Below are 18,128 nucleotides of genomic sequence, written 5' to 3' on the forward strand. Positions count from 1 at the left end.
CATTTATAGGGGACTTCGATGTCCGTACGACGCACACGCAAAGACGATGGCAGCCAATGGACAGTTGCGGACAGCCGCAGTGTTTACGGGATTCGCCATTGGGGGGCCGGGTATTTCGCGATCAATGATGCCGGTCGCGTTGAAGTCCGTCCGAACGGCCCGAACAGCACGCCCGTCGACCTGTACGAGCAAGTCGACGAGCTGCGCAAAAGCGGCCTGTCCTTGCCGTTGCTGGTGCGCTTCCCCGACATCCTGCAAGACCGCGTGCGCCAGTTGACCGGTGCCTTCGACGCGAACATCGAGCGCCTGGAATACCAGAGCAAATACACCGCGCTGTACCCGATCAAGGTGAACCAGCAGGAAGCGGTGATCGAGAACATCATCGCCACCCAGGACGTGTCCATCGGCCTGGAAGCCGGCTCCAAGCCCGAGCTGCTGGCCGTGCTGGCCCTGGCCCCGAAAGGCGGCACCATCGTCTGCAACGGTTACAAAGACCGTGAGTTCATCCGCCTCGCGCTGATGGGCCAGAAGCTCGGCCACAACGTGTTTATCGTGATCGAGAAAGAATCCGAAGTCGGCCTGGTGATCGAAGAAGCCGCCAACCTCAAGGTCAAGCCACAGGTGGGCCTGCGGGTGCGCCTGTCGTCCCTGGCGTCGAGCAAGTGGGCAGACACCGGCGGTGAGAAATCCAAATTCGGTTTGTCGGCGGCGCAACTGTTGTCGGTGGTCGAGCGCTTCCGCGCGGCCGGCCTGGACCAGGGCATCCGCCTGCTGCACTTCCACATGGGCTCGCAGATCGCCAACCTGGCCGACTACCAGCACGGGTTCAAGGAAGCCATTCGTTACTACGGCGAACTGCGCAACCTCGGCCTGCCGGTAGACCACATCGACGTGGGCGGCGGCCTGGGCGTGGACTACGACGGTACGCACTCGCGTAACGCCAGCTCCATCAACTACGACATGGACGACTACGCCGGTGTGGTCGTGGGCATGCTCAAGGAATTCTGCGATGCGCAGAGCCTGCCGCACCCGAACATCTTCTCCGAGAGCGGCCGTTCCCTGACCGCCCACCACGCCATGCTGGTGGTGCAGGTGACCGACGTCGAGAAACACAACGACGACGTGCCGGTTATCGAGAACAAGGAAAGCCTGCCGGAAACCGTGCAATGGCTTGTGGACCTGCTGGGCCCGACCGACATTGAAATGGTCACCGAAACCTACTGGCGTGCCACCCACTACATGAGCGACGTGGCCACCCAGTACGCCGACGGCAAGATCACCCTGGCCGAAAAAGCCCTGGCCGAGCAGTGCTACTTCGCCGTCTGCCGTCGCCTGCACGACTCTCTCAAGGCCCGCCAGCGTTCCCACCGCCAGGTGCTGGACGAGCTCAACGACAAGCTGGCCGACAAGTACATCTGCAACTTCTCGGTCTTCCAGAGCCTGCCGGACACCTGGGCCATCGGCCAGGTACTGCCGATTCTGCCGCTGCATCGCCTCGATGAAGAGCCGCTGCGCCGTGCCGTGCTGCAAGACCTGACCTGCGACTCCGACGGCAAGATCAAGCAGTACGTCGACGAGCAGAGCATTGAGACCAGCTTGCCGGTGCACGCGGTGAAAGAAGGTGAGGATTACCTGCTGGGGATCTTCCTGGTGGGCGCCTACCAGGAAATCCTCGGTGACATGCACAACCTGTTCGGTGACACCGACTCGGTGAACATCTACCAGCGTGACGACGGTTCGGTGTACAGCGCCGGGATCGAGACCCACGACACCATCGAAGACATGCTGCGCTACGTGCACTTGTCGCCGGAGGAGTTGATGACTCACTACCGTGACAAGTGCGCCAGCGCGAAGATCACGGCGGCGGAGCGGACTCAGTTCCTGGATGCGTTGCGTCTTGGGCTGACGCGTTCGTCGTACCTGTCCTCGTAAGGACACCGCTCCAAAGGTCGACCCGGCTCTAATGTAGGAGCCGGGCTTGCCCGCGATGGCGGTGGGTCAGGCAGCCAATGGGCTGGCTGACCCACCGCCATCGCAGGCAAGCCAGCTCCCACATTTGATCAGCGTTTCGGCAGTACCCTCTTTATAGGGCCTGAACGATGTCGAGCAAACTCCTGCAAGTGTTCACCCTGGCCATCGCGACTCTGCTCGCGGCCTGCTCCCCGATCAAAGTGCTCAACGCACTCACACCCTCCAGCACCTTCACCAAAACATCCTCCATTGCCTACGGCGACGACCCCCGCCAGAAACTCGATATCTACCGTCCCGTCACCGCCTTGCCCGATGCGCCGGTGGTGGTGTTTTTCTATGGTGGCAGCTGGAACAGCGGCTCAAAGGATGACTACGGTTTTGTCGGCGAAGCCCTGGCCTCGCGCGGCATCGTGGTGGTGATTGCCGATTACCGGCTTTACCCGCAAGTGCGCTACCCAGCGTTTTTGCAGGATGGCGCCCAAGCGGTCGCCTGGGCGCACCAGCACAGTGCCGAGTACGGCGGCGATCCCCGCAAGCTGTATGTGATGGGCCACAGTTCCGGTGCCTACAACGCCGCAATGCTGGCGCTGGATCCACAGTGGCTGGCCGGGGTCGGCATGTCGCCGTCAGTCTTCAAAGGCTGGATCGGCCTGGCCGGGCCGTATGATTTCCTGCCAATTGAAAACCGCGATGTGCGCCCGGTGTTCTTCTATCCGGATTCGCCGCCCGACTCCCAACCCATCAACCACGTCAGCGCAAGCGCACCACCAAGCCTGTTGATTGCTTCTGTGGACGACAACCTGGTCAACCCCAAGCGCAACACCGCCGGCCTGGCGAACAAGCTGCGGGCGGCGGGTGTGCCGGTTGAGGAGTTCTACTTCACCAAAACCAGCCACGCGACATTGGTAGCGTCCATGTCCCGGCCGTTGCGCTGGCTGGCGCCGGTGCTGGACCGGGTCACCGCGTTTATCAAGTTCACGCCGGGCCAGTAAGCCAGCGGTCCTGTTTGTTCAGGCGCCAGGCAATCGCCCACAGCGTGAGGCTGCGCAGGGCCATGAACAGCAGGAAAGTTATCCACAGCCCGTGGTTGCCCAGCCCCTGCAAGGCCCAGGCGAACGGCAGCACAATCACCACCGTCAGCAGCATGCCGTTGCGCATTTCCCGGGCGCGGGTGGCGCCGATGAACAAGCCGTCCAACAGGTAGCTCCACACTGCAATCAACGGCAGCACGGCCAGGTAAGGCAGGTAGATGTCGGCGGTTTCGCGCACGCTCGGGATGTCGGTTTGCATGGCGATAAACAGGTGGCCGAACACGGCGAACAGGATCGCGAAACCGACGCTGGCCAGCAACGACCAACCACAGGCCACCACCAGCGAGCGGCGCAAGGCCTGGCGGTCGTGGGCGCCGATGGCGTGGCCGCACAACGCTTCCACGGCGTGGGCCAGTCCGTCCAGGGCGTGAGCCGTCAACAGTAAGCCGTTTAGCAGCAGCGCATTGGCCGCTACCGTCGCATCACCCAATCTGGCGCCTTGCACGGTGATCATGAAAAACACCGATTGCAGGGCCAGGCTGCGGATGAAGATATCGCGGTTCACCGCCAGCAACGGGCGCCAGCTTTGCCACAGTTTGAGGGCGGCCCAGGCGATATGGCCCGGGTAGGCGCGCAGGGCTTTTTGGGTGAGGGCCAGGCCGAGCAGGGCGCCGGTCCATTCGGCGATCACCGAGGCGCGGGCCGAGCCGACCACGCCCCAATCCAGACCCAGGACGAACCACAGGTTGAGAGCGATGTTGACGAGGTTGGTGGTGAGCAGGATCGCCAGCGGCGCGCGGGCGTTCTGGGTGCCGAGGAACCAGCCCACCAGCGCGTAGCTGGCGAGGGCCGCGGGCAGGCCGAAGAGGCGGGTGTGGAAGAATTCGCGGGTCAGTTGGTTCAGCTCGGGCGAGGGCTGCATCCAGTCCAGCACCAGGCCGCTTAAGGGAATGCCGATGCTGCCGAGCAACATCGCCAGCCCCAGCGCCAGCAACAGTCCTTGCAACAGAATCTGCCGCAGCGCCGCACCATCACCGCGCCCGGCGGCCTGGGCGGCAAAGCCGGTGGAGCCCATGCGCAAAAAGCCCATGGCCCAGGCGAGGAAGGTATAGAGGCTGGCGCCCACGGCCACGGCGCCGAGTTGATGGGCGTGGGGCAGGTGGCCGATGACCATGCTGTCCACCAGCGCCACCAGCGGCACGGAGATGTTCGACAGGATCATCGGCGCGGCGAGGGCCCACACGCGGCGGTGGGTGGGGCGGTCGCGCCAGTCGGTCAGCAGGGAAGTCATGCGGGCTCCTTTGGGGAGCGGTAGTGTAACTGGCCGTTAGCGGCGACGCAGGGCCAATGTAGGGAGTGGGTTTCCTACAGGTGAAACCTTGATGGACGTGAGGCTATTCGGTTTATTCAAGAACCTAGCCGTACGGTCAGTTGTTTGGTCTCGGGCTGTTCAGCAACATCCTTTTGACGCCATACCGGCGCTATCCCGTCACTGATCAATCAACACCCTTGTGGTGCTCAGGCGCGCTTGGGCGCGAGAAAAGGTCAACGCAGCGCAAGGGTGGTAGATGGACGCAGCAAAAATTGCTTGCTTGGTAAAAAGCTTGGGCCGTACTTACGGCGAGTTATGCGGCGAAAATCTACTTCGTGACGGATCGATAAAGCCGCTATTTGCAACGGGTGAAAATACATATTTCATCGATAAGCCAGAGCCAGGTGTTGAGCTGTGGTTTTGGGCGCAGACGATGCGATTAGAGCGGATAGTTTTTTGTTTGATCCCGCTTGCCAAGAGAGAGCCACCTTATACAGGAGATCTGCCCGCGCCTTTTACCCGCGTTATGAGCCAAGAGAGTCTCCACAAGATGCTTGGGGTGCCTCACGAGTCTAAACCGCCGATGAAATTGCCATTGCCGATTGGAGTCACAGGAGGATGGGACTCCTATCGTCTCAGCGCAGAGATTCACTCGAGTGCGAAGGTAGGTGCGCAATATTCGCCAGATAAGTCCGTCTGTGGTTTGGCGGTCACCTTGGTTGATATGGGGCCCGACTGACGCCGCAGTCATTACACAATGGGTCAAAAAATTGGGCCGCCCCTATGAAACATGACTGATCTCCTACGTAGCTGGACTGCCACTGGCCGTTAGCGGAGACGGAGGGCCAATGTAGGGAGTGGCTTTCCTACAGATGACACTTTGATGGGCGTGGCGTTATTCGTTTTTTGCAAGAACCTAGCCGAACGGTCAGTTGTTAGGTCCTGGGTTGTTCAGCAACATCCTTTTCACGCCATACCGGCGCTATCCCGTCACTGATCAATCAACACCCTCGCGGTGTTCGAGCCCGCTTGGGCGCCAGAAAAGGAAAGCAATATGGAAAATGCAGAAACGGAAGGCCAACGCCTGATGGACGAATTCATGGCCAAGCAAGCAGCGCGTCCAGTCAAAGCGACCTATCACTATGCAACATTGGGTTCCAAGACTCGTATGGGCGGCGAGATAGTTACTGCCAGCACCGGCATAAAGATTCACGAACACCGTGTCGCCTGCGTCGGCGACTGGGTGCGTTATCCGGACGGCACTGAAACCGAGATAGTGTCGGGCGCGGGTTTCGCGGCAGCCTTCAAGGGGCGACCGATTGTGATTGTGGGCAGTGCCACTGACAACGGCGACACGGTGACCTGCAGTCTTCAAAGGGATGTATTGATTGTTGAATACGCAGACGGCGAAAGTATTCCGGGGCTTCTACAGCCTGGCTACTTGATAGAGAGCCAGATGTGAGGCGCTACAACATCACAGACGGTGCGAAAACCACGGCAGACGGTGTGGTTAAGGCCGGCCTTGATGGCGCAGAAATCGAAGGGAAATTGATTGCCCGGGAAGGTGACAAAGTCGAGTGCCCTGCGTGCAAAAGCCTGGGCGTTATCGAATGCATCGGCCCTCGTCTGGTTCAAACGTGGGAAGGGCGCAACACGGCTCTGGACGGCGATCTGTGCCGGTGTAAATGCAGCCCCCCGCCCACGTTGATCGCCAATCAAAACCTGATGTATCAGAACATCGAGCCGGCCCCGCAGCCCCGTGTTGCTCAACCGAGCATACCGCCCGCTACCAGCCCGCCGTTTTCCGGTTTCGCCACACCCGCGATGACGAGTCCGCCGGCAAGCATGTGCGTATTCGCCAAGTCCTGCGTGTCAGTGCCGGTTGGTTCGACAGCCGCTGGAGAGACTCCTGAACGTGCAGCCAATTTTGGCGCTGTAGCACTGATGGGCTCGACAGGTACGGGTGGCGCAGTTGGGCGTGTTGCGGGAACGCTGGGCGCGGATATTGGTGCCTGGGCTGTTCGTGGACTTACCGGGGCTGCTGCCGGAGCCAGCTCGGCGTTGAATGTCGTGATGTTGGCGTTTTGGCCACGGGATATCGGTGATTCAACGCTGTATAGCCCGGAGCAACTGGCGAGCATGCAAGTTGCCAGTACCCGGGTGCGCTTCCAGTTTCGTCTGGATGAGGCGGGTGAAATAAGGGTTTACGGCCTGCATACAAGGCCCGGTACTGGTACGGATCGTGTGCCGGTGACAGAGGCCCGATGGAACGCCGACAAGAGCGCGATGGTGGCGGTGCTGGACGGTATTTCCATCACCTGGACGCCAAACAACGGCCCAGTGGTGAATGCGCCGACGCCTTATCCCGGCACGCCTGAGAGGCTGGATAACCTGCTGGTGCATCCGATTCCGGTGGGGCGGGATACGGGAATTACGCACTACCCTGGGCGGGCTGCTGAGGATGTTACCTGGCAGGATACGATCATCACGTTTCCTGCTGATTCGGGTGTGCTGCCGTTGTATTTGGTGTTTGCCAAGCCGGCAGTAACGCCTTTGGAGGTGGGTATTTACGGTGACCTCAGCTCACGAAGCCAACGAGACGGGCTGGATATTGATCACATACCTTCGCAGAAAGCGCTTGAACTCAGCTTGAAGGAGGCCTTCCCGGGAATCACCGATCAGGAAATTCAAACCTATCTGAAACAGGCTCCCGCTATTGCAATACCCGCCCGTGTCCACCAGAAGTACAGTGAGACTTATGGCGGCCGCAACACCAAGGCCAGACAACTGCAGGATGTTGCAGGCCTGCGCATAGCAGTAGATAGGAATTTTGACGCAATCAAGCGTGGGTTGTTGGAGGAAGGCTTCGCCGAAGACAGTATCGAAGCTGCCCGGGAACAATTGCATAAACTCAGTCAGGAACAGGGGTGGTATTGATGGACGCCAAAACCATTGCATATTGGATGAAGAGCCTTGGTCGCCACTACGAGGCCTTAGTGGCTGAGGGAGCAATACCCGACACCCCCCTAAGTGAACTCTACACAGGGCGAGACTTGCTGACCCTTAAACCGGGAAATGGGCTTGAGCTGATTTTTTGGGCGCAGACCATGCGCTTGGAAACCCTCAATATCGTCTTACTTACGACGATGGAAGGCATGACATCTTACGAGGGCGAGTTACCTACACCCTTTTTGCCTGTGATGGACCGCTCAAGTGTGCGCGCGGCTTTTGGGCCTCCGATGGCCTCGAAGGGCTTCACAAGGCTGCCCCTCAACACGTCTATTGGAGGTTGGGATGCCTACCTGCTTGGCCCCGGCACAGCCCTTAATACCAAGCTGATACTTACTTATGCAGACACCCTGCAGGTGAAAACACTCACGTTCACCTTGGTCGATAAAGGCCATGACTGAGTTCTCCTGCGGTTAAGGCAAAAGGAGAGTGCATTTTTAAATCGAAAACTCAGAGGCATCGAATTGGGGGCGTGTTTATTTAACCGAAAATAAACGCGCCCCTGTTGCATCTAAACTTTACGCGGATGCAGGCATTCGATGGATCGGTCGACAGTAGTCTTGTCAATTTCCAGCAAGTGCCACACGGCCAGGATCTTTGCCTGATGTGGACTTTCCAGCAGCTCGCCGCAATCAAGCGCGGTGGCCGACGCACTGCTCAGCAGGCTGGCGGTGTACAGCAGGGAATCTTCGAAGCTCAGGTCTTCGTTGATGGTGTGGAAGCCCTGCGACGGCAGATTGAAGAGGGCTTCGTCACGGGGGACCTCGAAGAAGCACTCGCCAAGATGCATGAGATCAACCAGAAACAGGGGTGGTACTGATGGATGTTGCAATGATCAATAATTTGGTTGCAGGGCTTGGTTGCACCTACAGCAAACTTCTGGTTGGTGGTGCGATTTCGAATGTCCCTCTAGAACCCTCTATAAAAGGAGGCGACAACGAGTATCTGATACAGAGACCTGAGACGGGAGTGGAGCTATGGTTTTGGGCAGAAACAGCAACCCTTGAAAAAATCCTCTTTTCGCTGATCAGGATGGTCGATGGTGCATCTGTTTATACCGGGGAGTTGCCCTCGCCATTCATGCATAACATGCACCGCCTAGGCGTTAAGGCGATTCTTGGGGAACCTTTTGAGTCGAAAGAGCCGATAAAGATACTGCGGTCCAGGGGTTATGGTGTTGGGGAGGCCTATCGTCTGGCGGCTGCGCCCTTGGTGAATACGAAAGTGGCCTTTCAATACCGTAATGACGATAAGGTTTGTTCCATGGGGTTTTCACTGATTAATTCTGGCCGCTGACGTCAAAGAGCGCGTATTTACTTGTGAAATCAAAGGCGCGTTCCGCCTTGTTTTTGATGCGTTGATGCGTTGATGCGTTGATGCGAGGCTAAAAACCTGTTGTACATTAGTAAATGGGCACTGCGAGGCCGAGGTGAAGATATTCCTTTTCAAGGTGCACAACACCAATCAGGAATAAGAGTGCTACTGATGAATGCCATAACGATTAGCCAATGGATTAAGAGTCTGGGCCGTAACTATGATGAATTAGTTAGCCAGAATGTAATCCCTGATCAGGCACTGGTTCCGTTGCAGGCTGGGGAAGACAATGATGAATTGATTCTATATCCCGTTGTTGGAGTAGAGCTGTGGTTTTGGGGGACAGCCAGAAAGCTTGAGAAGATTCTCTTAACACTGATTCCAACGGGCGAAGGGGACGAAGTTTATAAGGGTAGTTTGCCTTTACCGTTCGAGCTAAGCATGAGTAGATCCAGCGTCCGTGGTCAGCTAGGCACACCTATGGCGTCCAGGGAGGCAGCCAGGATTCCGGGGAGTGGGGGACAAATGTTCGGGGGGTGGGATGCCTACCGTTTAGATGAAATCGCGCACCCCAATACTCGGGTGGGATTCAGTTACTCCGCAGACCTGATGGTTAAATCGCTCGCGTTCGCGCTGATTGATACAGGCCATAACTGACATTGCGACTCCGGCGCGGGCACCAAAGGCGACGCAGATCCAATGTGGGAGCGGGCTTGCTCGCGAAAGCGGTGTGTCAGTCGCCGGATGTATTGGCTGATACACCGCATTCGCGAGCAAGCCCGCTCCCACAGTTTTGACCGCGTAGTGTCAGGGTTTGCGGGGGTGCAGGCACTCGATGGATCGGTCGACAGTAGTCTTGGCAATTTCCAGCAAGTGCCACACGGCCAGGATCTTCGCCCGCTGTGGACTTTCCAGCAGCTCGCCGCAATCAAGCGCGGTGGCCGAGGCGCTGCTCAGCAGGCTGGCGGTGTAGAGCAGGGAATCTTCGAAGCTCAGGTCTTCGTTGATGGTGTGGAAGCCTTGCGATGGCAGGTAGTGTTCGAGGGCGCGATTGAAGGCGGCGCGGTCGTTGAGGATGTCGCTGGGTGGATCGGGGACTAGTTTATTCATGGCGTAGCTCCTGTCTAATTAAGGAGCCGGCCCTGTCGCGACTAAACGAAGGGTGGCGGCTATACGCAGGTTAGTCGACCGGTCAGACAGGAAAACTCCGGCGCACCCGAGGGTGCCCTGCGCACAGCCACCATAAAACCTCATGGGAGACATGCGCCTGTCTGAACTCGGGCGACTAAACCCGATCACTGATATGCAGTGAAGGAGCGAAGACTAGCCACCGGTCCTGGCAGGCACAAGGCCGAAAGATTGTCTCGGAAACGTCCGTCAAATTAAAGGGATTTACCCTGCTGGCCCTTTTAGCGAACCACCCAGCTCAACAACCACAACCCCAGCATCAACCAGATAATCCCCATGATGATCGACGCCCGCATGAACGCGCGCACCGCGGAGTACAGCAGCATCAGGCCGATAATCAGGGTGAGGATGCTGATGATCGAGGTGTCCATGCCCAGCGTATGCGACAGCCCGTCGATAAAATTCCCGCCCGCGTGGGTCAGCGCATTGAACAACCCGCTGAGCCCGTCGACGATAAAGCGGATCACGGAACCGAGCGCCTGGCCCAGCCATTCGAAGAAGCTTTCTACCTGCATGTGTGTGTCCTGATGAAAAGGTGGGCGTAGCTGAGGCTTTGGTCGTTAATACTCAACCCTAGTTCCCTACTAGCATAGAGGTTTACGCGTTACAGGGATTCACTTGCCTTCGCGCGGCTTGCGCCCGAAGCTATGCACCTTCAGGAGCGCCCCATGAATCTCGAACACCTCACCGAACGCCTGCACCGCATCCGCGATACCAACGACTGGAAGCAGTTCCACAGCCCCAAGAACCTGGCGATGGCCGCCAGTGTTGAAATGGCCGAGCTGGTGGAGATTTTCCAGTGGTTGAGCGAAGACCAGTCGCGCCAGTTGCCCGCCGACAAACTCGCCCATGCCGGCCAGGAAGTCGGTGACATCGTGCTGTATCTGCTGCTGTTGTGCAGCGAGCTGGGGTTGGACATGGATCAAGTGGTACAGGCCAAACTGGCCGACAGCGAACGGCGGTTTGCCAAATGAGCGACCGTCATTTCGACCAGTTGGCCACCCGTTTCGCCGAGAAGATCTACGGCGGCGCCAAAGGTGCGATTCGCCTGGCCGTGCTCCAGGCCGACCTGATTGAAGCGCTGCCGGACCGCCCGCTGCGGGTGCTGGATATCGGCGCGGGCCTGGGCCATATGTCGCTGTGGCTGGCCGAACGTGGTCACGACGTGACCCTGGCCGAACCCGCCGAGCCGATGCTCGAAGGCGCCCGCCAGCGTTTCGCCGAAGCCGGGCAGACGGCCACTTTCATTCAAGCACCGTGGCAGGATCTGCTGGGCCAACTCACCGAACCCTACGACCTGGTGCTGTGCCACGCCGTACTGGAATGGCTGGCCGAGCCCCACGCGATCCTGCCGGTGTTGCACCAGTTGACCGCCCCCGGTGGCTGGCTGTCCCTGGCGTTCTATAACCGCGACGCCTTGATTTACCGCAACCTGCTCAAAGGCCATTTCCGCAAAATGCGCAAGAACGACATGGCCGGCGAAAAACAGAGCCTCACGCCGCAACAACCCTTGGACCCACGGGAGTTGGCGACGCAACTCGAGGGCCTGTGGCAGGTCGAAACCCAGAGTGGCGTGCGGGTGTTCCACGACTATATGCCGGTGGAATTCCAGGCCCGCGCCGAATTGCAGGACTTGTTGGAGATGGAGCTCGCACACCGTCGTCACCCAAGCTTTGCCGGACTTGGGCGTTATTTGCACTGGATCTGCCGTCCGGTTTAAGCGGCCCAGTCTGCGGAGGTCGAAATGAAGCGCTGTCTTGGACTGATCCTGCTGGGCCTGGGCCTGGCGGGTTGCCAAAGCCCCAACCCGTATGTGGCGGCGTCTGCCCCGATGCCACCGGCGCCTGCCCAGGCGGCCAATACCTTTGATGCCAGCGCCTACCCGGCGCCGGTGCGCGACTATGGTGCCTACCGCAGTTGGGCCTGGCTCAACAACCAGTTGCCGGCGGGTTCGGCCTGGGCCGATTCGGCGCAGATTGCCGAAGCGGTCAGCGGCGCCCTCGACCAGCGTGGCCTGCGCCCCCTGCATGACAACCGTACCCCCGACCTGCTGGTGAGCGCCGATGTGCGCCTGGAAAAACGCCTGCGCCAAGTCCAGGACGATTATGGCTACGGCTACGGCGGCTATAACCGCTATGGCAACGGCTACGGCATGTACAACAGCGTGCCGGTGGTACGCACCTATGAAGTGACGGTGGCGGTGGCACGCATCAGCCTGTTCGATGCCCGCACCCGCCAGCCGGTATGGAGCACCAGCGCAGAAACCGCGAGCCAGGGCAGCCTCGGCGAGCGCGCCGATGCCCTGCGTGAGGCGATGCAAAAGGCAATGACTGCCTACCCGCCCAGTTAGCAGCTATTCTCATCTCAGGCTCGGATCGTCTTTTGGAGAACAACCATGCTTCGTCGTATCGCTGCACTTGCTGTTGTTGTGTTGCTGGGCGGTTGCCAGACCAGTCAGGTCAACCACGATTTTGACGCCAGCCGGGACTTTGGTGCGTACCGCAGCTGGAGCTGGAAAGAACCCGCGTTGCAATACCGCCCGGATGACCCGCGGATCAAGAGTGACCTCACCGAGCAGCGCATCCGCCAGGCCGTGGGCGAGCAACTCGACCAGCGCGGCCTGCGCCCTGCGGCGCCGGGCACCAAGGCTGACCTGAATGTACAGACTTACCTGATCGTCGAAGACCGCCAGCAACAAGTCACCACCAACTACGGCGGCGCCTGGGGCGGCCCGTGGAATGGTTACTGGGGCGCGCCGATGTACAACGAAACCCGCAACATCACCTACAAGGTGGCGACCATCCAGATTGATTTGCTCGACGGCAAGGACGGCAAGCTGGTGTGGCGTGGCAGCGATGAGCAGATCCTCGCCAGCTCGCCTGAACCACAAGACCGTAGCGCGGCTATTCGTGCGACGGTGACCAAGGTGCTTTCCAACTACCCGCCGCACTGAGATCCGGCCAGCACGCCACGCAGCCTTGTCTACACTCAACCTCAACACAGGAGAGTAGGCGCCCGGCATTGAGCCGGCAAAGGAGTGCTTGATGTCTCCCCGAGTTCGTTGCGGCCGCGTGGCCGGGCCTGCTGGGCAGCGTGGTGCGATTGGCTTGATGGCGGCCGCGACCCTGGGCATCGCCTTGGTGTTTCTGCTGCTGGTCGTCGACAGCGGTCGTCTGTACATGGAAAAGCGCAAGTTGCAGGCGATCGCCGACATAGCGGTGCTGGAGGCGGTGCAGCGCAAAGGTGATTGCCTGGCCGCCACCAACACCGCGCCCACGTATGCCGGTGCCAGTGCCGTGCGCAACGGTTATGTGATCCCGCCGGGAAGTGCCCTGATAGTGAAGTGCGGGGTGCTGACAACCGGGGCCACCAACCAGCGGGTGTTCTCCGCCGACTCGACCAAGACCGACGCCATCCAGGTGACCGCTTCGCGCCCGGTGATGACCAGTGTTGCCGGGGGCCTCTGGGCAATGGCCAATGGTGGCGGCTACAACGTGAACACCCAACTGGCTGCCGTCGCCGTGGCGGCGCCGAAGATCCTGCCGCCCCAGGCACAGCTGACGATCAAATCAACGCTGGTCACCGTGGACTCGACCAAGTCGGCCGCGCTGAACCTGCTGTTCGGCCAACTGTTGGGCGGTTCGTTGAACCTCAGCGTGGCCGGTTGGCAAGGCTTGGTCGACACCAACATCAACTTGCTGAGTTTCCTCAACCAGTTGGCGTTGAATGTAGGCGTCACGGCGGGGGCCTACGATCAACTGTTGACCAAGAACCTCAAGATCAGCCAACTGCTCGATGCGGCGATTACAGTGCTCAATGCCGGCGGCAGTACGGCCAGCGTGGCGGTCAGTGGCCTCACCAGTATCAAGGCGATAATCGGCAACTTGGATGTGACCCTGGGCAGCCTGTTGCAGTTGCAAACAGGGGCGGTGTCGGCGGGGCTGAACACCAGCCTGAACGTGTTCCAATTGGCGGAAGCCTTTGTGCAATTGGCCAATACCAAGAACGGGGTGGTGGCAACTATCCCGGTGAATATCCCGGGGCTGGTGAATGCAGGTGTTCAGGTAAAGGTGATTCAGCCACCGCAGTTGTCAGCGATCGGTGACCCTACCTATGCCAAAGATAAAACCCCGGCGACGCGAATTTATGTAAGAACGGCTCAAATGAGCGTCGGCCTGACTCTGGGCTTGCCGGTGCTGGACTTGCCGGTGGTGGACACCGCCTTGAACGGCTTGGTCGGGCCACTTTCAGACGTGTTGAACAACCTGTTGAGCTTGAACCTGGGCGGAACGGTGAGTTCGCTGTTGTGTGTGCTGGGCGGCTATTGTCAGCGTACGGACCTGCAAGTGTTGTCCTCTTCCTCGAACCCGCCGGCGGCGAGGATCGACGTGGTTCTGGAACTAGGTACGGCTGAAAGCTATGTCACCGGCTTCACCTGCGCCAGTGATGCCACCAAGACCCTGACCACCCAAACCAACGCCTCACTGGTGAACGTGAAAATTGGTCAGAGCCCGCAGTTGATCAACGCATTCAACAACAACACGGCTCTCGATCCGGTCGCGCCGCTGCCGGTGGTCGATATCGGCGCGATTACCTGTTTCAAACCGTTGTTGGGGCTCGGCCCGACGACGTGCGACCCGGCGACCCGCAAGCCGTTCTACGGTGGCGGCATAGGCCTCAGCGTCAGTGCTCAGGTGGGTGCCGCCGTGCAAACGCTGCCTCCTCACACCTACAATCAGCCGCCCGAAATCAACGTCATACCGGCGCAGTACTACGCCTCGTCGACGACCAACCTGTTGAGCGCCATCAGCAACGCGTTAAGCGGCATTCAGTTCCAGGTCTACAAGCCGACGGGGTTCAATCTGTTGGGCGGATTACTACAGACGACAGGCACGCTGCTCAACGGGCTCAACAGCTCCCTGGGCACGATTATCGGCGGAGTGCTCAGCCCGATCCTCGATCCATTGGTGAACACCTTGCTGTCGAACCTTGGGGTGAACCTGAATGCGGTGGAAGTGGGCGCCAACCTCAGTTGCCGGCCTCACGGGCAAGCAGCCCTGGTGAACTAGGCCTCGACCACCGGCAACTCCACACAAAACCTCGCCCCATGCTCACTGTTGGCGACGCTCAGCCGCCCGCCCATGTTCTCCACAATCCCATAGCTCACCGACAACCCCAGGCCGGTGCCCACGCCAATCGGTTTAGTGGTGAAGAACGGCTCGAAAATCCGCTCCAGCAGCCGCGGGTCAATCCCGCCGCCGTTGTCCTCCACCCAGATGCGTACATGGCGGCTGTCGTGCTCGATCTGCACCGAGATCCACGGTTGCAAATCGTGGTTGTGCTCGCGCTTGCTCAGCAGGGCATCCCGGGCATTGACCATCAGGTTGATCAGCACTTGTTCCAGTTGGTCGACATAACCTTTGACCTGCACCGTAACGTCCGGCTGTACCACGCGCAGTTCCACGCCTTTGCCGCGCAGGCCTTCACTGAGCAACGACAAGGTGCCTTCCACCGCCTGCGCCGGGTTGAAGGGCTGCTGTTCGACTTCCGAACGGCGGCCGAACACGCGCATGTGGTCCACCACGCGGGCGGCGCGCTGCACCTGGGCGTCGATGCGCTGGAGTTTTTCGGTCAGGTAGTCGATTTGGGCATCGCCATTGCTCAGGCGCTTGAGCACATTGACGATGGCCATGCGCATCACGTTCAGCGGCTGGTTGATCTCGTGGGCGAGGCCCGTGGCCATTTCGCCGAGGGTGGCCATTTTGGCGCTCTGGGTCAGTTGCTGCTGGGAGCGGCGCACTTCGGTGTTGTCCCGGCCCACGGCCTGCACTTCCTGGAGCTGGCCCTGCTCGTCGAATACGCCACGGTCCGACCACACCCACCAGGCGTGTGTACGCCCCGGCAGTTGCAGGCTGATTTCGGCGGTGCTCACGGGGAACTCCGGGGTCAGTTGCCGGATGCGCTGCACAAACGCCTCGTGTTGTTCTGCCGACAGCCATTGGCTGAGGTTCATGCCCGGCAACTGGTCCGGCCGGCATTCCATGTAGTTGGCCAGGGGCGTATTGCCGAAGGTCAGGGTCAGGTCCGGGCGGTAGCGGCAGATCATGGCCGGGGAGTCTTCCACCAGGATCCGATAGCGCTCCTCGCTGTCCTTGACCCGTTGCGCGGCCAGGGTCGATTCGGTGACGTCCAGCCACAGGCCCACAGCTTCCACGGGCAACCCCAGGTCGTCGCGCAGCAGCCGGGCTTCATCCAGCAGCCAGTGGTAATCGCCCTGTTTGTCGAGCACCCGGTAGCGGCAGCTCACGTGGCCTTCACGCAGCAGTTGGCGGGTGCGGTCGAAGTAGAGGTCGCGGTCTTCGGGGTGGACCCATTGGTTCAGCGCCGCCGGGGTGAAGTCGGCCAGGGTGTGGCCCAGCAATGGCAGCAGGCTGTCGCTGAAGAACACCGGTTGCAACGTGCCTTCGACATAGCGCTGCACGTAGATCACGGCCGGGGAACTGGCGATCAGGTTGTCCAGCCGTGCGTGGGCGGCGGCGGCCTGTTGTTGCTGGTTTTTTATGTCGCTGATGTCGAGCATGAAGCCCACCAGCCGACGGTGCTCACCCGAGCCCAGCGCTTGCCCTTGCACGCGGTACCAAATGGGGTTAAACCCCGCGTCGGCACGTTGCAGGCGAACGCTGGTGGAGAGCGGCTTGCCCAGGTTTTTCAGGTCTTGCAGGCGGCTGGCGAGTTCTTCCCGGTCGGCGGGGTGGATCAGGTTGAGCCACATCGGCAACGATAGCCGGGTGGCCGCCTCGCCCTGGCTGAGGGTGTGCAACAGCTGCGGGGCGAGTTCAATGTCTTCGCTGTGGAGGGGCAACTCCCACCAGCCGGTGCCGAGCAGCCCTTGCAGCGCTTCGAGGCGATCCAGCTGCTGCTGGTGGCGCTGTTCCCGCAGGCGGTTGAGCAGGGGCGTGGCGACGGCGGCGGCCAGTTGCAGCCAGTCACGGTCGTTGGTGTGGGCCTGTGCCCGGTAAAAGCCGCACAGCAGCCACGCGGCGACGCCATGGGCGTCGCGGTAGGGCACCAGAAAACCATCGGTATTGCCAAACAGGCCTTGCAGGCGCGGGTGGTCGCTGTGGCCACGGTGTACTTCCAGGCTCACCGGTGCCGTGGCCCCCAGGCTGTCGAGACTGGTGCCCAGGGCTTGCCCGTTGCTCCAGAGTGCCGGCGCATCGTGTGAGGTGTAATGGCCCTGGATACGCCACTCCTGGCCTGCCTCGTCCAGCACGGCAAGGGCGACGCTGGGGATATGCCAGTGTTGGGAAACGGTCTGGAGCGTGTCCTGCAGCACCTCGGGCAGGCGTGCCAGGCTGCATACCCGCAGATGTTCGCTGATCTGATCGCTGACGCGCTGATTGTGTTCGCGTACCTGGGTGAGTTGGCGATGAGCAACCAGGTCGCCAATGTCCAGCAGTTGCAGGAGCCAACCCTTGCCCTCCGGTTGCACCCAGCCACGGGTATGCAGGGTTTGCCCGGCAAGCCCCTTGAACGCCAGGTCCAGGCTTTGCCCTTGCCAGTCGCCGGGCGTGCCTTCGATCACCAGGCTGCTCTGTGGCGTGAGGTATTCGAGCAGCGAAGACGGCTGTTGCGAGTGCGTGCCGGGCGGTTCCAGTCGATGACGAAGCGGGCCCTGGATGTCCACCACCTGGCCCAGGGTGTCGAGGTAGAACAGCAGCGCGGCGGTGGTTGGCGTCGCTGTCGGCGCATCGGCAGCCAACGGATTGCCGCGACCGAGCAGGCGGCCGAACAGTTTATCCCCTGAGGTCAAAACTGCATGCTCGACTGGGTGGACAGTGTGGGGGGCAGGGCGGGGACGGTTCCAAAGCCTGGCAGTACCAGGAACGGCAACACACTCTGGAGGCTGGACGTCGGGTAGTTGATGTACACCGTCAACAGGCCCGCCTGGGTGTAGGTTGCCGTGACGTACGTGGGAAGGAATTTGAACTGGGGAGGGATCCACGTCAGTTGCGCCTGGGCGGCAGCGATGGCCTGCTGGGGCAGTGCCGTTGGGTAGCTGGCCGTGGCGGGGTCCAGTGCGACGCTGCGCCGTACGCCCTCGGCGGCGGCCTGGGTAAAGGACTGCATCAGCAGTAACGGCAGGCTGTAGCTGACCAAACCATAAAACACGGCAAAAAAAATCATGAAGACCATCGCGAACTCCAGCGCGGCGGCACCTTTCTGCTTTCTAGGGAGGTCTTTTTTCATGACTCGTCTACCCTGACTGCTACTACCTGATATCAGCATAGAATCATTCAGCA

General features: G+C 60.2%; 19 protein-coding genes. 13 read left to right on the forward strand and 6 right to left on the reverse strand.

All coding sequences use genetic code 11. The features are described from left to right. Positions 1-18: 18 nt before the first annotated feature. Together speA and HX875_RS02765 are read left to right on the forward strand one after the other, a co-directional pair. On the forward strand, positions 19-1,932 hold the full coding sequence (gene speA, locus HX875_RS02760) for an arginine decarboxylase (protein WP_177041417.1): 1,914 nt from the start codon (positions 19-21) through the stop codon (positions 1,930-1,932). Positions 1,933-2,099: 167 nt separating this feature from the next. Beyond that, positions 2,100-2,963 carry an alpha/beta hydrolase gene (locus HX875_RS02765; protein ID WP_177041419.1) on the forward strand — a complete coding sequence of 288 codons (864 nt, stop codon included), beginning with the start codon at positions 2,100-2,102 and terminating at the stop codon, positions 2,961-2,963. Here HX875_RS02765 and HX875_RS02770 read toward each other — a convergent pair. Next, complete coding sequence (locus tag HX875_RS02770; RefSeq protein ID WP_177041421.1) at positions 2,947-4,293, reverse strand: MATE family efflux transporter; 1,347 nt, start codon at positions 4,291-4,293, stop codon at positions 2,947-2,949. The two genes, HX875_RS02765 and HX875_RS02770, sit on opposite strands and share 17 nt — an antisense overlap. 277 nt (positions 4,294-4,570) lie before the next feature. On the opposite strand from HX875_RS02770, the gene HX875_RS02775 reads away from it, so the two are divergent. The 4 genes from HX875_RS02775 (at position 4,571) to HX875_RS02790 (ending at position 7,724) form a co-directional block, all read left to right on the forward strand. Continuing rightward, on the forward strand, positions 4,571-5,053 hold the full coding sequence (locus tag HX875_RS02775; RefSeq protein WP_177041423.1) for a DUF6392 family protein: 483 nt from the start codon (positions 4,571-4,573) through the stop codon (positions 5,051-5,053). A gap of 315 nt (positions 5,054-5,368) precedes the next feature. Then, positions 5,369-5,776, forward strand: a complete 408-nt coding sequence (locus tag HX875_RS02780; RefSeq protein WP_177041425.1) for a PAAR domain-containing protein — start codon at positions 5,369-5,371, stop codon at positions 5,774-5,776. Then, positions 5,773-7,251 carry an S-type pyocin domain-containing protein gene (locus HX875_RS33050; RefSeq protein WP_177041427.1) on the forward strand — a complete coding sequence of 493 codons (1,479 nt, stop codon included), beginning with the start codon at positions 5,773-5,775 and terminating at the stop codon, positions 7,249-7,251. Before HX875_RS02780 ends, HX875_RS33050 begins: the two co-directional genes overlap by 4 nt. Beyond that, positions 7,251-7,724, forward strand: a complete 474-nt coding sequence (locus HX875_RS02790) for a DUF6392 family protein (RefSeq protein ID WP_177041429.1) — start codon at positions 7,251-7,253, stop codon at positions 7,722-7,724. Before HX875_RS33050 ends, HX875_RS02790 begins: the two co-directional genes overlap by 1 nt. Positions 7,725-7,834: 110 nt before the next feature. On the opposite strand, the gene HX875_RS02795 is transcribed toward HX875_RS02790, so the two are convergent. Beyond that, entirely contained in the window at positions 7,835-8,113 is a 279-nt protein-coding gene (locus HX875_RS02795; RefSeq protein WP_177041431.1) for a DUF6124 family protein, read from the reverse strand. Positions 8,114-8,154: 41 nt separating this feature from the next. Here HX875_RS02795 and HX875_RS02800 point away from each other — a divergent pair, with 41 nt between their 5' ends. Both HX875_RS02800 and HX875_RS02805 read left to right on the forward strand, forming a co-directional pair. Next, positions 8,155-8,619: a DUF6392 family protein gene (locus HX875_RS02800; RefSeq protein WP_177041433.1), complete on the forward strand. Its 465-nt coding sequence runs from the start codon at positions 8,155-8,157 to the stop codon at positions 8,617-8,619. Between the two features lie 189 nt (positions 8,620-8,808). Next, positions 8,809-9,294: a DUF6392 family protein gene (locus HX875_RS02805; RefSeq protein ID WP_177041435.1), complete on the forward strand. Its 486-nt coding sequence runs from the start codon at positions 8,809-8,811 to the stop codon at positions 9,292-9,294. A 150-nt stretch (positions 9,295-9,444) separates the two neighbouring features. Here HX875_RS02805 and HX875_RS02810 read toward each other — a convergent pair whose 3' ends face one another. Then, positions 9,445-9,747, reverse strand: coding sequence for a DUF6124 family protein (locus tag HX875_RS02810; protein WP_177041437.1), 303 nt, complete (start codon positions 9,745-9,747; stop codon positions 9,445-9,447). 299 nt (positions 9,748-10,046) lie between these two features. Continuing rightward, a complete protein-coding gene (locus tag HX875_RS02815) occupies positions 10,047-10,340 on the reverse strand; it encodes a hypothetical protein (protein WP_177041439.1) in 294 nt (97 codons plus the stop codon). A gap of 153 nt (positions 10,341-10,493) precedes the next feature. Here HX875_RS02815 and HX875_RS02820 point away from each other — a divergent pair, with 153 nt between their 5' ends. The 5 genes from HX875_RS02820 to HX875_RS02840 all read left to right on the forward strand — a co-directional run bounded on the left by HX875_RS02820 (position 10,494) and on the right by HX875_RS02840 (position 14,894). Beyond that, a complete protein-coding gene (locus HX875_RS02820; protein WP_177041441.1) occupies positions 10,494-10,799 on the forward strand; it encodes a MazG-like family protein in 306 nt (101 codons plus the stop codon). Further along, positions 10,796-11,545 (forward strand): methyltransferase domain-containing protein, encoded by a 750-nt coding sequence (locus HX875_RS02825; protein WP_076017967.1) that lies wholly within the window; start codon positions 10,796-10,798, stop codon positions 11,543-11,545. Before HX875_RS02820 ends, HX875_RS02825 begins: the two co-directional genes overlap by 4 nt. A gap of 24 nt (positions 11,546-11,569) precedes the next feature. After that, positions 11,570-12,175 (forward strand): DUF4136 domain-containing protein, encoded by a 606-nt coding sequence (locus HX875_RS02830; protein WP_177041443.1) that lies wholly within the window; start codon positions 11,570-11,572, stop codon positions 12,173-12,175. Positions 12,176-12,220: 45 nt separating this feature from the next. Further along, the gene (locus tag HX875_RS02835; RefSeq protein WP_003212927.1) at positions 12,221-12,778 is read left to right on the forward strand and encodes a DUF4136 domain-containing protein; all 558 of its coding nucleotides are present in this window, start codon (positions 12,221-12,223) and stop codon (positions 12,776-12,778) included. A 91-nt stretch (positions 12,779-12,869) separates the two neighbouring features. Further along, a complete protein-coding gene (locus HX875_RS02840; protein ID WP_256348019.1) occupies positions 12,870-14,894 on the forward strand; it encodes a pilus assembly protein TadG-related protein in 2,025 nt (674 codons plus the stop codon). On the opposite strand, the gene HX875_RS02845 is transcribed toward HX875_RS02840, so the two are convergent. Both HX875_RS02845 and HX875_RS02850 read right to left on the reverse strand, forming a co-directional pair. After that, positions 14,891-17,638: a PAS domain-containing protein gene (locus HX875_RS02845; RefSeq protein WP_177041445.1), complete on the reverse strand. Its 2,748-nt coding sequence runs from the start codon at positions 17,636-17,638 to the stop codon at positions 14,891-14,893. The genes HX875_RS02840 and HX875_RS02845 overlap by 4 nt on opposite strands. After that, a complete protein-coding gene (locus HX875_RS02850) occupies positions 17,635-18,075 on the reverse strand; it encodes a TadE/TadG family type IV pilus assembly protein (protein WP_177041447.1) in 441 nt (146 codons plus the stop codon). Before HX875_RS02850 ends, HX875_RS02845 begins: the two co-directional genes overlap by 4 nt. Positions 18,076-18,128: the final 53 nt, after the last annotated feature.

It is taken from the genome of Pseudomonas yamanorum (genome assembly GCF_013386765.1).
Lineage (GTDB): Bacteria > Pseudomonadota > Gammaproteobacteria > Pseudomonadales > Pseudomonadaceae > Aquipseudomonas > Aquipseudomonas yamanorum_A.